This window comes from Natrinema sp. DC36 (genome assembly GCF_020405225.1).
Lineage (GTDB): Archaea > Halobacteriota > Halobacteria > Halobacteriales > Natrialbaceae > Natrinema.
In genome coordinates this window covers 3521405-3536091 of sequence record NZ_CP084472.1, presented here as the reverse complement: position 1 = coordinate 3536091, position 14687 = coordinate 3521405, and the positions used below count along the sequence as shown (strand labels likewise).

At 64.6% G+C, this 14687-nt stretch carries 13 protein-coding genes; 11 read left to right on the top strand and 2 right to left on the bottom strand.

The window, feature by feature from the left end; genetic code table 11:
- Positions 1–60: 60 nt before the first annotated feature.
- The 9 genes from lysX to LDH74_RS18025 all read left to right on the top strand — a co-directional run bounded on the left by lysX (position 61) and on the right by LDH74_RS18025 (position 9274).
- A complete protein-coding gene (gene lysX, locus LDH74_RS18065) occupies positions 61–939 on the top strand; it encodes a lysine biosynthesis protein LysX (protein WP_226040072.1) in 879 nt (292 codons plus the stop codon).
- Positions 939–2015, top strand: a complete 1077-nt coding sequence (gene argC / locus LDH74_RS18060) for an N-acetyl-gamma-glutamyl-phosphate reductase (protein ID WP_226040071.1) — start codon at positions 939–941, stop codon at positions 2013–2015. The genes lysX and argC overlap by 1 nt, the downstream gene beginning before the upstream one ends.
- Positions 2016–2888 (top strand): acetylglutamate/acetylaminoadipate kinase, encoded by an 873-nt coding sequence (locus tag LDH74_RS18055; RefSeq protein ID WP_226040070.1) that lies wholly within the window; start codon positions 2016–2018, stop codon positions 2886–2888.
- Entirely contained in the window at positions 2885–4033 is a 1149-nt protein-coding gene (locus LDH74_RS18050) for an aminotransferase class III-fold pyridoxal phosphate-dependent enzyme (protein WP_226040069.1), read from the top strand. The genes LDH74_RS18055 and LDH74_RS18050 overlap by 4 nt, the downstream gene beginning before the upstream one ends.
- A complete protein-coding gene (locus tag LDH74_RS18045; protein WP_226040068.1) occupies positions 4030–5100 on the top strand; it encodes a [LysW]-lysine hydrolase in 1071 nt (356 codons plus the stop codon). Before LDH74_RS18050 ends, LDH74_RS18045 begins: the two co-directional genes overlap by 4 nt.
- Before the next feature lie 31 nt (positions 5101–5131).
- Entirely contained in the window at positions 5132–6061 is a 930-nt protein-coding gene (gene argF, locus LDH74_RS18040) for an ornithine carbamoyltransferase (RefSeq protein WP_226040067.1), read from the top strand.
- A gap of 510 nt (positions 6062–6571) precedes the next feature.
- A complete protein-coding gene (thrC, locus tag LDH74_RS18035; protein ID WP_226040066.1) occupies positions 6572–7831 on the top strand; it encodes a threonine synthase in 1260 nt (419 codons plus the stop codon).
- A gap of 90 nt (positions 7832–7921) precedes the next feature.
- Positions 7922–8272 (top strand): hypothetical protein, encoded by a 351-nt coding sequence (locus LDH74_RS18030; RefSeq protein WP_226040065.1) that lies wholly within the window; start codon positions 7922–7924, stop codon positions 8270–8272.
- Between the two features lie 102 nt (positions 8273–8374).
- On the top strand, positions 8375–9274 hold the full coding sequence (locus LDH74_RS18025; protein WP_226040064.1) for a transcription initiation factor IIB family protein: 900 nt from the start codon (positions 8375–8377) through the stop codon (positions 9272–9274).
- Between the two features lie 33 nt (positions 9275–9307).
- Here LDH74_RS18025 and LDH74_RS18020 read toward each other — a convergent pair whose 3' ends face one another.
- Together LDH74_RS18020 and LDH74_RS18015 are read right to left on the bottom strand one after the other, a co-directional pair.
- Positions 9308–11950 carry an ATP-binding protein gene (locus LDH74_RS18020; protein WP_226040063.1) on the bottom strand — a complete coding sequence of 881 codons (2643 nt, stop codon included), beginning with the start codon at positions 11948–11950 and terminating at the stop codon, positions 9308–9310.
- 349 nt (positions 11951–12299) lie between these two features.
- Positions 12300–12950: a DUF502 domain-containing protein gene (locus tag LDH74_RS18015; RefSeq protein WP_226040062.1), complete on the bottom strand. Its 651-nt coding sequence runs from the start codon at positions 12948–12950 to the stop codon at positions 12300–12302.
- 179 nt (positions 12951–13129) lie between these two features.
- Between LDH74_RS18015 and LDH74_RS18010 the strand changes: the two genes are divergently transcribed.
- Both LDH74_RS18010 and LDH74_RS18005 read left to right on the top strand, forming a co-directional pair.
- Positions 13130–13705, top strand: a complete 576-nt coding sequence (locus LDH74_RS18010; RefSeq protein WP_226040061.1) for a hypothetical protein — start codon at positions 13130–13132, stop codon at positions 13703–13705.
- Positions 13706–13902: 197 nt separating this feature from the next.
- On the top strand, positions 13903–14070 hold the full coding sequence (locus LDH74_RS18005; RefSeq protein ID WP_226040060.1) for a hypothetical protein: 168 nt from the start codon (positions 13903–13905) through the stop codon (positions 14068–14070).
- Positions 14071–14687 lie beyond the last annotated feature (617 nt).

Below are 14687 nucleotides of genomic sequence, written 5' to 3'. Positions count from 1 at the left end.
CCCTGCGCAGCCGGTTCGCGGAGCGCGTAGCGCCGCGATCCCCACGCAGAGGTGTCTCGCGTGAACGTCGGCGTACTCTACTCGCGAATTCGCAAGGACGAGAAACTCCTGCTCAGCGAGCTTCGCGAGCGCGACCACGAGGTCACGAAGATCGACGTTCGCAAGCAGACCTTCGACATCTCGGAAGCCCCTGCGGCGTTCGACGGCCTCGACATCGTCGTCGACCGCTGTCTCGCCACGAGTCGGAGCCTGTACGCCACGCAATTCTTCGAGGCCTACGGCATCCCCGTGGTCAACAGCCACGAGACCGCGGACATCTGCGCCGACAAGGTGAAAAACAGCCTCGCGCTCGAGAAGGCGGGCGTGCCCACGCCCGCGACGAAAGTCGCCTTCACGAAGGAGACGGCCATGGAAGCCATCGAGGACTTCGGCTACCCCTGCGTCCTCAAACCCGTCGTGGGTTCGTGGGGTCGTCTGATGGCCAAGATCGACTCCGAGTCGGCTGCCGAGGCCATCCTCGAGCACAAGGCCACGCTGGGCCACTACGAGCACAAGGTGTTCTACGTCCAGGAGTTCGTCGAGAAGCCGGGCCGCGACATTCGCGTGCTCGCAGTCGACGGCGAGCCGATCGCCGGAATGGTCCGCTCGTCGGACCACTGGATCACGAACGCCGCCAAGGGCGCCGAAACGGACGTCTTCGAACCGGACGAGGAAGCGAAAGAGCTCGTCCAGAAGGCCAGCGACGCCGTCGGTGGCGGCTTGCTCGGCGTCGATCTCATGGAAACCGGTGACTCCTACACGGTTCACGAGGTCAACCACACGGTCGAGTTCAAGGCCCTCGACGGCGCCGTCGAGACCGATGTCGCCGGTACCGTCGTCGACTGGCTCGAGGCGAAAGCCGACGCCGCGGCCGACGAGGAACTCGAGGTGAGCGCCTGATGGCGGTCGGTACCGAGACCGGCGCGGACGCAAACGCCGAGACCGTTACCGCGAGCGTCATCGGCGGGAGCGGCTTCACGGGCGGCGAGCTCCTGCGACTGCTCGCCGGCCATCCAAATTTCGATATTACGGAAGTCACGAGCCGCTCGAAGGCCGGCAAGAGCGTGGGCTCCGTCCACCCGCCGCTTCGCGGCTCGGACCTGCGCTTTACCGAACCCGACGATCTCGAGAGCGTCGACGTCCTGTTCGCGGCGACGCCACACGGCGTCTCCATGGGCCGGATCGACGACTTTTTCGACATTGCCGATACCGTCGTCGACCTCTCGGCGGACTTCCGCCTCGAGAGCGAAGCCCAGTACGAGGAGTGGTACGACGGGCACGAGGCTCCGGAATACCTCGAGCGGGCCGAGTACGCGCTTCCCGAGATCAATCGCGAGAACCTCGAGGGCGCGGACCTCATCGCGGGCGGCGGCTGTAACGCCACCGCGACCATTTTGGGGCTGTACCCGCTGTTCGAACACGGCATTCTCGAGGGCGGCGAGCAGATCGTCGTCGACGTGAAAGTCGGCTCCTCCGAAGGGGGCGCCGGCGGCGGCGAGGCCTCGAGCCACCCCGAGCGCTCGGGCGTCGTCCGTCCGTACGCGCCGACCGGCCACCGCCACGAGGCCGAGATCGAGCAGTTCCTCGACACCTCGGTCGCCTTCACCTGCCACGCCGTAGATATGATCCGCGGCGCGAGCGCGACGAATCACGTCTTCCCCTCGGGACCGGTCTCGAAGGGCGACCTCTGGCAGGCCTATCGGGGCTGCTACGAGGACGAGCCGTTCGTCCGCATGGCCGCCGGCGGCTCCGGCGTTTACCGCTACCCTGAACCCAAAGCGGTTGCCGGGACGAATCTGGCCGAAGTCGGCTTCGAACTCGACCCCTCGAACAAGCGCATCGTCGTCTTCTCGGCGATCGACAACATGATGAAAGGCTCCGCGGGGCAGGCGGTCCACGCCGCCAACGTCGCGCTGGGCTTAGAGGAGACGGCCGGACTCGAGTTTACGGGGCTGCACCCCGTGGGGGCTCCGTAAATGACTGTCGTAGTCAAGATCGGCGGCGCGCGCGCCGTCGACCCCGAAGGCGCGCTCGCCGACGTCGCCTCGCTCGTCGAGGACGGCGAAGACGTGGTCCTCACGCACGGCGGTTCGACCGCCGTCGACGAGACCTTAGAAGAACTCGGCGAGGAACCGACCTACGTCGAGACGCCCGGCGGCGTCGTCGGCCGCTTCACCGACGAGCGCACGATGGACGTCTTCAAGATGGTGATGCCGGGCAAGCTCAACACCGATCTGGTGGAGAGTCTGCACAACGAGGGCGTCGACGCGGTCGGCCTCTCGGGCACCGACGGCAAACTGCTCGAGGGCAAGCGCAAGTCCGCCGTTCGCGTGAAAGAGGACGGCAAGAAGAAGATCAAGCGCGGCGACCACTCGGGCACGATCGAGTCGGTCAACGCCGACCTGCTCGAGACGGTGCTCGCGGGCGGCTACACGCCAGTCGTCTCCGTCCCCGTGTTGGGGAAAGAGAAGGAGGGCGGCTACACCGCGGTCAACGCCGACGCCGACCGCGCCGCGGCCGCGATCGCCGGCGCGCTCGAGGCCGATCTGGTCGTCCTCACCGACGTCTCGGGGATCTACGAGGATCCCGACGACGAGTCGACCAAGATCGACACGGCCTCCACGCCCGACGAGTTCGAGGCCGTCAAAGCCGCCGCCGAGGGGTTCATGACGAAGAAGGTCATGGCCGCCGAGGAGGCCCTCGAGGGCGGCGCGTCGTCGGTAATCGTCGCGACCGCGAACGCCGACGAGCCGATTACGAGCGCGCTCGCGGGGGAAGGGACGACCCTCGAGCCCGGCGCGCTCGGTGATGCGGACGCGGACGAGACGGCACAGGAGGCCGCAGAATGAGCGACCTCGACTTCATCTCCGGGAGCAAGCCGATCGGGCTCGAGACCGGCGAAGGACCGTATCTCTACACTGCCGACGGGACGGAGTACCTCGACGCCGGCGCGAGTTTCGCGTGCACGCCGCTGGGTCACTCCCACCCCGCGGTCGTCGAGGCCGTCCAGGAGCAGGTCGGCGACCTAACGTTCGTCGACTCCTCCTATCCCATCCAGTCGCGCGAGGACGCCTACGCGGCGTTCGTCGCGGCGGCGCCCGACGGACTCGAGTCCGCCTGGTTCTGCAACTCCGGGACCGAGGCCAACGAGGCCGCCTTGAAGTTCGCCCGGTCGGCGACCGGCGAGTCCAAGATCGTCGCCGCGACCCGCTCGTTCCACGGGCGGACGATGGGGGCGCTCGCGGCGACCTGGAAGGACAAGTACAAGAAGCCCTACGAGCCGCTGGCCGGCGACGTGGAGTTCGTCCCCTACGGCGACGGCGAAGAGCTCGCGGCCGCCGTCGACGACGAGACCGCGGCCGTCATCCTCGAGCCGATTCAGGGCGAAGGCGGGATCAACGTTCCGCCCGCGGGCTACCTCGAGACCGCCCGCGAGTGCACCGACGAGGCCGGCGCGGCGCTCGTCTTCGACGAGGTCCAGACCGGGATGGGCCGCACCGGCGAGATGTGGGCCTGCCAGAACGCGGGCGTCACGCCGGACGTGCTCACGACGGCGAAAGGGCTGGGCAACGGCCTCCCCGTCGGCGCGGTCGCGGTGCAGGACTGGATCGCCGACGGCGCGGCCTCGCACAACGCCACGTTCAGCGGCGGCCCCGTCGTCGCCGCGGCGGTTCACGCGACCGTCTCGACGCTGGTCGAAAAGGAGTGGCCCGCCCACGCAGCCGAGATGGGGGACTATCTCACGGCAGAACTCGAGGCGGCGCTGGGCGACGAGGTCCGCGAGATCCGCGGCGACGGACTGCTCGTCGGCGTCGAGTTGAAACGCGGCGCGAACCGCGCCGCTCGCGATCTGGCGATGAACCACCAGGTCCTGGCGCTTCCCGCGGGTCGAACGGTTCTGCGTCTGCTGCCCCCGCTCGTGATCGAAGAGGCGGAGGCGGACCGACTCGTGGACGCGCTGACCGCGGTCGTCGCATCCGACACCGAATCATGAACGCGAACTCGAGCGAGCCGACGGACGTGACGGCGGCGGACGCCCGGGAGCTGTTGGTCGATCTCGTTTCGATCCCCTCGCCGACCGGCGAGGAACGCGAGGCGGCCAAACGCCTCGTGGACTTCTTCGAGGCCCACGACCGGGAGGTCTGGATCGACGCGGTCGGAAACGTCCGCGCGCCGGCGGACGACGCCGTGTTGTTGACCTCACACATCGACACCGTGCCGGGGGACATCCCCGTCGAGGTCGAAGCGACCGGCGACGACGAGATCCTCTGGGGTCGCGGCAGCGTCGACGCGACGGGGCCGCTCGCCGCGATGGCGGCCGCCGCCGTCCGCACCGGCGTCTCCTTCGTCGGCGTCGTCGGCGAAGAAATCGACTCGAAGGGGTCGCGCTATCTGGTCGACGACCGCGAGGAGCCACCGGACGCCGTCGTCAACGGCGAACCCTCCGGAGCCGACGGGATCACGCTCGGGTATCGCGGACTGATCGCCGGCACGTACGTCGCGACCAGCGAGTCCGGCCACACCTCCCGGCCGGACCCGAACGCGATCCAACACGCCGTCCGCTGGTGGTCGGCCGTCGAGGACCGCTTCGAGGGCGACGAGTACGAACCGGTATTCGAGCAGGTGACGACCAAGCCGGTCGATATCGAAGGCGGCGTCAGCGCCGACGGCCTCTCCGTCGAGGCGACGATGGACGTCCAGTTGCGCGTGCCGCCAGCGCTCACCGTGGGGACCGTCCGCGAAGCCGCGGAGGCCGAACTCGAGGTCGGGACCGTCACCTGGAAGGATAAGGTCCCGCCGGTGATGATGAGCCCGCGAACGGCGGTCGCACGGGCGTTTCGCGTCGCCATCCGCAAGGAGGGTGGCGATCCTCGCCTGGTGCGAAAGACCGGCACGAGCGACATGAACATCTACGCCGGGGCCTGGGACTGTCCGATGGTCACCTACGGGCCGGGCAACTCGGACCTCGATCACGCGCCCGACGAACGACTGCCGCTGTCGGAGTTCGATCAGTCAGTAGCGATCCTCGAGCGCGTCGCGCGGACGCTTAGCGAGGACTGAGCACGAGTACACGCAGACGATTTATCATACCATGACAACAGCAACGAACGAGACGGAGCCGAGACATTTCCTCGACGTCGACGACCTCTCCGAGGCGGAACTGCTCGCAGTTCTCGATACGGCCGACGAGTACAAACGCGCCGTCGAAGCCGGCGAGGACCACGCCGACCTCTCCGGGCGGACCCTGGGGATGCTCTTCCAGAAGGCGAGTACCCGTACCAGGGTCTCCTTCGAGACGGGAATGACACAGCTCGGCGGACACGCGATCTTCCTCGGGGAAGACGACATCCAGCTCGGGCGGGGCGAACCGCTGAAAGACACGTCGCGTGCGCTCTCGCGGTACGTCGACGCGGTGATGGCTCGCGTCTTCAAACACGAGAACATCGAAGTGCTCGCGGAGTACTCCTCGGTTCCGATCGTCAACGGGCTCACCGACGACGCCCACCCCTGCCAGACGCTCGCGGATCTGCTGACGATCCGCGAACACGAGGACGGCTTCGAGGACGTCTCGGCGGCCTGGATCGGCGACGGCAACAACGTCGCCCAGTCGTTCGCGCTCGGCTGTGCGCTGACGGACGTCGATCTGACAATCGCGACGCCCGAGGGCTACGAGGTCGACGACGCCGTCCTCGAGCGGGCTCGCGAACTCGGCGGCGATCCGACGACCACGACCGATCCCGTCGAGGCGGTCACCGACGCCGATATCATCTATACGGACGTCTGGATCAGCATGGGCCAGGAGGACGAACGCGACGTCCGCATGGACGATTTCGCGGGCTTTCAGGTCAGTTCGGAGCTGCTCGAGCACGCCCCCGATGCGTCGGTCATGCACTGTCTCCCGGCCCACCGCGGCGAGGAGATCACCGACGACATTATCGAGGGCGACCGCTCGATCGTCTTCGATCAGGCGGAAAACCGACTTCACGCCCAGAAGGCGTTGCTGAGCTGGCTGCTCGAGTAGATGGCCGACCGCGAGTGAAACGAGCGGTCGGCTTTTTGGTCCAGATTGTTTGCGTGAGCGGTGAGTGACGTTCCGAAGAACTCGCGTAGCCGAGCACACTCGCTGCGCTGGCTCGTCGGGGTACTAAACCGTCGGAGAAATCGCTCGTTTCCGCGGTCAATCCGATATTGGTCACCGGTGCCGTGTGTTCATATAGCTGAACAATCTATTGCGCTTATATCTGAGTCGATCGAGGAGTGACGCGACCCATGTCGTTCAGACTGGTACTCGCGACGCTCCTCATGGTGTTAGGGCCGGCGGCCCTGATCGCGCTGGTCCTGCTGTAACGCTGGGGAAAGGGGTACCGACCACTAATCACGGGGACTGCGGTGATCCGGTTCGCAGTTCGGGGAATCGACTGACTCGAGCATCGTCGTCACGTCACCGAAACGAGGTCAGCGACGCGGTCCAGCGGGTCGCCCACCGACGAATCCAGTCACTTTTTCCCCCTCGCCTCCCTCTCGACCGACAATGAGTCTCAGTCTCTCGGCTGATCAACCGGAACAACCTGCGGACGCCGACGAGGGCGTCTGGCTCGAGTGCATCGAGTGCGGCGACACCTTCGCTCCCTTCGACGACGTCCGATACACGTGCGACGAGTGTGACGGGCTGCTCGAGGTCCGCTACGCCGACCTGCCCACCTTCGACGACTTCGAGGGTGAGGGCGTCTGGCGCTACGCCGACGCGCTGCCGTTCGAATCGGGCGTCTCGATTCAGGAAGGGGCGACGCCGCTGTACGAGGTCCCTCGTCTCGAGGACGATATCGGCGTCGAGACCCTGCGGATCAAACACGAGGGGATGAACCCGACCGGCTCGTTCAAGGACCGCGGGATGACCGTCGGCGTTCGGGTCGCCGAAGAACTCGGCGTCGGCCGACTGGCCTGTGCCTCGACGGGCAACACCAGCGCCGCGCTGGCCGCCTACGGCTCCCGCGGCGGGATGCAGACGCTCGTGCTCCTCCCCGCCGGCAAGGTCGCCGCCGGCAAGATCGCCCAGGCGAGCCTTCACGGCGCGCGCATCCTCGAGGTCGACGGCAACTTCGACGCCTGTCTGGACATCGTTCAGGAACTCGCGGGGCAGGGCGAGGCCTACCTGCTGAACTCGCTGAATCCCTTCCGACTCGAGGGCCAGAAGACGATCGGCCTCGAGATCCTCGAGGGCTTCCTCGCCGATTACGACACCGTCCCGGACCGGATCGTGCTCCCGGTCGGTAACGCAGGTAACACGTCGGCGCTGTACAAGGCATTCCGCGAACTCGTCCACGCGGGCGAACTCGAGGAGGGCGAGGTCCCGAAACTGACCGGCGTCCAGGCCGAGGGTGCCGCGCCGATGGTCGAGGCGATCGAGAACGGGGCCGACGAAGTCCGGCGCTGGGACGACGTCGAGACGCGCGCGACCGCGATCCGAATCGGCAACCCGGTCAACGCGCCCAAGGCCCTACCCGGCATCCGCGAGACCGGCGGTACCGCCGTCGCGGTCTCCGACGAGGCGATCACCGAGGCCCAGCGCGACCTCGCGGGCGAAGGGATCGGCGTCGAGCCCGCCTCCGCGGCCTCCGTCGCCGGTCTCCGAAAGCTTCGCGCAGCGGGAATCGTCGACGACGACGAGCGCGTCGCCTGTCTCACTACCGGCCACCTGCTCAAAGACCCCGACGCCGCGGCCGCCGCCGGCAGCGAACCCGAACCCGTGCCGGCCGACACGCAGGGAGTGCTCGAGCACCTGCAGGAGTAGCGTCGTTCGGACGGACGACCCGCGTCTGACGCGTCTGACGCCCGACTGACTGAGCTTTTTCCGGGACGGTATGGTAGGCGTTGTCGAGCCATGTCCGCCGAGCAACGAGGTCCAAGGCCCATCCACTTCAGTGCCGAACGAACCGAACACAGGTATCCAAACGGACCCGCCGTATCGGACCATCGAGACGGTCGCCCGCTGCAACGGCCCTCCCCCGACTCGGATCGACGGGAACCGCCGCTCGCCTACAAGATCGAACGCGCGCGGCTTCGCGCCCGGATCGCCGCCCTCGAGCAACTGGTCGAAACCAGCGAACGACGCCGACAGACGGTCATCGATCAGTACGAACAACTGTTGGCCGATCGAGCGGACGACAAGACGGCGACCCGCGAGTCGGAATCGCAGTCACGGTCCCTGCTGGCGCGATTAGTCGACCGATAGCCTCCCCCTGTTCTTTCCCTCCAGCCCCACAGTTTCCTTTAGACATTCCAACAGTTTAAATATTAAGCGGAAGCCAGTGGTAGATAGGGAATGAAATAACCAATGGCGAATGCTGATACGTCTATAGTCTGTCCCGAATGTGATGGCAGATTGCGGAAGAGGGATACCGAAATAGTCTGTGAGGAGTGCGGACTTGTCTCGGCAGAGGACGCGATCGATCACGGTCCCGAGTGGCGGTCGTTCGACGACGAGGACACCGACCCGAGACGCACCGGAGCCCCGCTAACCCGCTCGAGACACGATCGCGGGCTCTCGACGGAGATCGGATACGGCTCCGGCTCGAGTTCGGGGTACAGTTCTCGGTTAACCGGCAGAAAACGACGGCAGATCGCTCGATTACGCCGAGAGCACAACCGGGCCCGAATCTCCTCGAAGGCCGAACGAAATCAGGTGTACGGATTCGCAGAAATCAGGCGGATCACCGCCTTGCTCTCACTACCGGACTCCGCTCGAGAGCAGTCTTGCGCGCTCTTCGAGTCCGCCCAGTCCGAAGACCTCCTGCAGGGGCGGTCGCTGGAAGGCTTCGCCGCCGCCGCGATCTACGCGACCTGTCGAACGCGCTCGATCGCCCGGACGATCGACGAAATCGCCGCCGTCGCGCGCGCCGACAGCGACGAACTCACCGTCGCCTACGACGCCTTGAACCGTGAACTCGGTCTGCCGACGGGGCCGATCGATCCCACGCAGTATCTCCCGCGGTACGCGTCGAAACTCGACCTCGGACAGGCGGTCGAGCGGCGTGCGCGAGAGCACGTCGACGCCCTGCTCGAGGCCGGGCTGATCGGCGGGCGCAATCCGAGCGGGGTCGCTGCGGGCTGTCTCTACAAGGCCACCGGCGAACGCGAGGAGTGGCCGTCGGTAACCCAGTCCGACGCCGCGGAGGTGGCCGACGTCGCTGCCGTGACGATCCGATCGACCGTCATGAATCTCAGAGAGCTCTAAGGCACGTTCGAGCATGTCGGTCCGCCACTCGTCCTACGTCGTCCGAAGCGTATCCGTACTCGGCTCGTAGACCTCGCCTTTCTGTTTGAGCTTGTCGATCTCGTGTTCGGCCTTGGACTGATCCATGCCGACTTCCTCGGCTCGCTCGAGGACGATGTCAACCGGCGCGCCGTCGTCGTACTCCTCCTCGATGTCGCCGATCAGCTGTTTGAGGTTCTTGATCCGGTCGCGCTGGGACTTCGAGGTGCCGGCCTCGACGATGTCCGCGTCGAACTCGCCGGTCTCGGGATCGACGCCGATGTCCTGCAGACACGAGCGAACGATCTCGATGACCCGTTCGGCGTCGACCTGCTCGACCGTATCCGACAGTCGCACGCGAGCGCTGGCCTCCGAGAGGCGCACCAGTGCCTCGAGTTTCCGCGCCGTCACGGGGACCGGCGCGTCCTCGTCGGACCCCTTCGCACGCAGGTCGACGTAGAAATCCCGGATCGAATTGCGAGCGCTCTCGGTCATCCGCGGATGGCAGTTCTGTTTCGCGTAGGCGATGTACTTGCGCAGGAGTTCGGCGTCGATCTCCGGATCGACCTGCGCGGTCATCTCGTCGATCTCCTCGGTCGAGACGTCCATCGACGTCATCTCCTCGCGCTGCGTGGTCAACTCGCCCGCGTAGTTCGTGGTGATGATGTGTTCCGCGAGGTTGCGGTCTTTCTCCTCGTCGGGCTGGTCCGTCACGGTGAAGATCAGGTCGAACCGCGAGATCAGCGCCGGCTCGAGGTCGATCTGCTCGCCGATCGGCTCGTACTGGTCGAAGCGGCCGTACTTGGGGTTGGCCGCACCGAGCAGGGAACAGCGGGACTTGAGCGTCGCGTTGATTCCGGCCTTCGAGACCGAGATCTTCTGTTGTTCTAAGGCCTCGTGCATGGCACTCCTGTCTTCCGATCGCATTTTATCTAGCTCGTCAATGGCGGCGATCCCCTGATCGGCGAGGACGAGGGCCCCAGCCTCGAGAGTCCATTGCTGGCCGTCACCGAAGTCGTCGCGAACGGCGGCGGCGGTAAGACCCGCCGAGGACGAGCCTTTCCCGGAGGTGTAAACGGCGCGAGGAGCGATGTTCTGAATGTAGCTCAGCATCTGGGAGTTATGCGAGATGACTCCGTTCGAGACGTAGTTGTGAGTGCTCTCGACCTCGAGGTCGTACACCCAGTCGTAGTCGGGCTCGAGTGTCTCGATCGAGACGATTCGATCCGTCTCGACGGTACCAGAGATAGTCGCTACGCCACCATCAGCCAGCACTTCTTTTGGGTCTGACTGGCCGACTGGGTCTACGAGCGTTTCCATCGCAGCGACGGTGTCACCGACGGATAGTTCGTCGGCGCGTGTTGCCTGAAAGCTGGTCGCAGTGGGAACGAACAGCGGATGCGACGGCGTCACCTCGAGTTCCCGTCCGCTCGAGGTCTGCACGCGATACATCTGCTCGGGCGCTTTGCGTTTCCAGACTTTCGTCGCACGCTGTGGGGCGATTGAACCGTCGTCCTGCAGGGACGGAACCTCGAGATCGATTTCGTCGTACCAGCCGTCATCGATCGGTTTCGGGTCCTCGAGATTTGATTCGACGAGATCACGAATCGGGACCTCTCGTCCGTCTACGAGAGTAACCTTCGTATCTCCGCGGACGCATTTACCAGTACCAGGATCACCGATAAGCAGCATGTGCAAGTCCCCGCGAATCCTCGAGCCGTCGGGCAGCTGCTTCGTCACGCCGGAAAACAGCTGGAGGATCATCGAGAGCTTCTCCTGATCGTAGCCGTAGATCGAGGGCGCGATGGAGGCGACCATCTGCTCGTAGATGCCCTCGGAGCTCGAGAGTCGGATGATCTCCTCTTTGTCCTCGTCGGTGATGTCCATGTCCTCGAACTGTTCTTCGTCGACCTCGACTGACATCCCCTCCATGTAGAAGTCGAAGACCGGCGACTTCTCCTGCTGGTCGCCCTGTTGCTCGAGCCGGAGGACGCCGGTTGCGGAGACGTGGTCGCCGGGCGTGACCTCGCCGGTGATGTCGTCCTCGATGTGGATGTCGAGCGACTGCGGGGTCTCCCCGCCGCGCAGCCCCTCGGGACTCTCCTGAATGCGCAGCTTCTGCGAGTCGACGAACTCGGACTGGTCGAAGTTGACGCGGAACGGGCCCTGCCGTTCACAGCCCTGGCACTCGTGGGGTTCCTGAAAGTCGCCGCTGGACTGGGGGACGCGGGTGAGAGTACCACAGAGCTGGCACTCGAAGGCGGATTCCTCGATCTTGGGCCGGACATCGGTGGCTTTGCGAACGATCCCCCGGACCTGGACGAGGGAGTTCATCTCTCGAGCGCGGATCTCCCGGATCTCGGGGGACTCCGTCTCCGGGAGGTTCCGGATTCGGACGTGAGCCTGCCCGAGACTTACGTCGATCGGGAGGTCGTAGAGGCGCAGCGCCTCCTCGGCGTAGCGCTGGAGCTGTTCCGGCTGTGCGAGGAAATCGTCCGCGAGGTCGGGATCGAATTTGTAGAGGTCCTGCCAGTCGATGTGGAGCGATCGCTGCTCGTTGGGATACTGCTGGGCAAGCTGTTTGACCTCGTTGTCGTAGTAGTTACGAAAGAACTGCTCGAACGCGTCGACGAGTTCGGAATTTCCCGCTTGCGCCATTGCACCGTTCTAGGACCGGCATCGGGTATAAATGGTCGTATACCGGGGCGAAACTGAACGGAGACGAGCCAGAGCCGGTCTCCGCCTTCGAGCCGCCATCGTTCCGTCGGTCGGGTGCGATACGAAGCCGTGTCCGTGCCCTCGAGAAATCGGAAAATCGATTCGGTCCACGTCGAACCCGTCGACCCTGTTTCGTGGCAGGCCGACGTGGACCACACGCCGTGTACAGTATTCCCGTCGACCGGTTGGCCGCGCGGCCACAGTCGTTCGTTCGACCCCGACGGTATGTAACTACGGCCAATCTGTTTTGGATGTCGGGGGCCAAGAATGAGGGTGACAGCAGTCCGTCTCAATCGGCACCGCTCGTGGCCTCACCGAGACTATCCGCGGCGACGCCGAGCGTCGCGATCGATCGGAACGCTTCCTCGACGGTCAGGTCGACCTCGTGGACTTTCTCGGTGGGCATGTGCATGACGTAGCCGTTCGTCGCCGGGTTCGGCGCGAGCGGGACCATGATCGTCACCATCTCCGTTTCGTCCGCGCTTGCCTCGACCACGGCGGGCGTCTCCGCGGTGAGAAAGCCGAGCATGTACGCGCCTTCGTGAGGGAACTCGACGAGTTTCACGTCCTGGAACTGATCCGTGTCGTCATCGACCAGCAGCCGACTGGCCCGGCGAACGCTCTCGTAAACGGTGCTGACGCCGGGGATCGTCTCCATCACCGCGTGGACTCGCTTCGAGAGGTATTTGCCGGACGTGTGCTCCGCGACGAGGCCGACCAGCAGGAAGACGCCGAGCAGCGAGAGCAGCGTTACAAACTCGATTGCCAGGGCCGGCGGTTCGTCGGCCAAGAGATAGGTGACGCCGGCGGTCACCGGTGAGATCGCACTGCGAATGAAGTTGAGAACGACCATCACTACCAGCAGCGTCGCAACCAGCGGAATCGTGATCACGATCCCGTTGATGAGCCAGCGTCGGAACCGCGAGCCGTGAGAGACCATGTTTCCTGTCAATCGAAGTGACACCGAAACCGTTGGGCTTGCGGACGGTCGCAGTCGTCTGTGCGGTCGGTCAGTGTCTCTCGCGACCTCGAGGCTCGAGGACGACTCAGGATCCGGAGGTCCAATACAGTCCCGAGATGGCCGCTATTCTTAACTGAACGCGGTTGGACCGACACGTCGTGTCTCGAGAAACACCGACTGAATCGACTGCCGACTCGACTCCCAGACGGGAGCCACACCAGCAAGGGAACCGTTCCGCCTCGGACGTTCTCTCCGACGATCGAAATAAGGGGTATCTCACCTATACGACATCGATTTTCGCCATCGTCGGTGCCGGGTTCGGACTGACCGGTGCGCTCGGCACCCGGATGCTCTTCGACGGCTCCGACGAGGGCGGATTCGTCGTCGCGTTCTTCATGATCGTCCTGTTCGGCGTCATGGTATTCACCGGGCCGATACTCGGTGCGATCAGTGGGCTTCAGCTCGATCGGCAGATGGCCGACACGCGCGAAGCGATGATCACCGCCTTCGCAAGCGGGACGCTCGGCTACGTCGTGATGACGATCATCGGCGTCCTCGTCACCGTCGTCTTCTCCCCCAGTACCGATAGCGCGGACACCGGCGGCACCGGTGGGAGCGGCGGAACCGATCTCTTCGATCTCGGCGACGTGCTCGTCCCCCTGATCGCCATGGCGATTCCCGTCGGCCTCGTCGCTGCGGGAGTGATCTACGTCGGCGATCGGTTCCTCGAGTAGGCAGGGCGAGAGATCGAGGCGAGTTCGCACCTCGATTCGTCTTCTACCGACGTTCTCGAATTCGCTTTCGAAATCGGCCCTCTACAGGTGACAGATCCACCTGTTCCGGTCGATACCGAATCGAGGGGCACTCGAGCACCTTCATACGTTGGAGCCGTACTAATAGCGATGTAGCCGCTTGATCTCAGTCCATGGCAATGCAATCCACTCAAACGCGAGCCGCGGTCCGCTGTGAGAACTGTGACGCGATCCTCGTCGGCGCGATCTCGCCGACGGGCTCGATCCGCCCGCTGGGCACGAGCGAAGACTGCGTCTGCGGTGACGGCTCGTTCACTCGGCTCGAGCAGCCAACCTCGTCTCCCTGATCGGTGTTGCGCGCCTCGTCGGAGCGTCGATTGATCGGTCGATACTGCCCGCGACAGGGACGGATTTGGAAGACGGTCACAAACGCCCATAGCGGCACGTTTCGAACGTTTGATATCGAAGAGAATGCGGCATTAGAACCACGTTCGGCCATGTTATCCGCCCCATCTAGGGCGATTACCTCGATAAAAAGCTTTATTATTGAACATACGCTATGGAGTAGTGAGGTGATGACGACGAATACCAAAACGATCACTACGGCTATCCGAATCCCCTGTGGCCATTGTGACCATACTCCGTGTGGGCCCCGCAACCGGCTAGCACCGGAGATTGTCACACCCCGAACCCGTATGCTTCGATCCTCGGCACTCAGTTTTCACGACGCGTTTTGATACCCCAGCGAAATCACTCGGTATTTGACTCAGCGGAAGACCATCGCTCCGTCACGACAGAGATAGTGCAACAGTGGTCAAGAGCCACCCTATCGATCCCGACCGTGTTTTTCGCCTCGAGGCGAATGGGAAGGTAACAAGCTGGTCGCCGCCTTCGATGGCGACCTGCGCGGGGCTTCCATGTTTTCCCCATCTGAGGGTAGCAAAGACGGTTCCGTCGCTTGCGG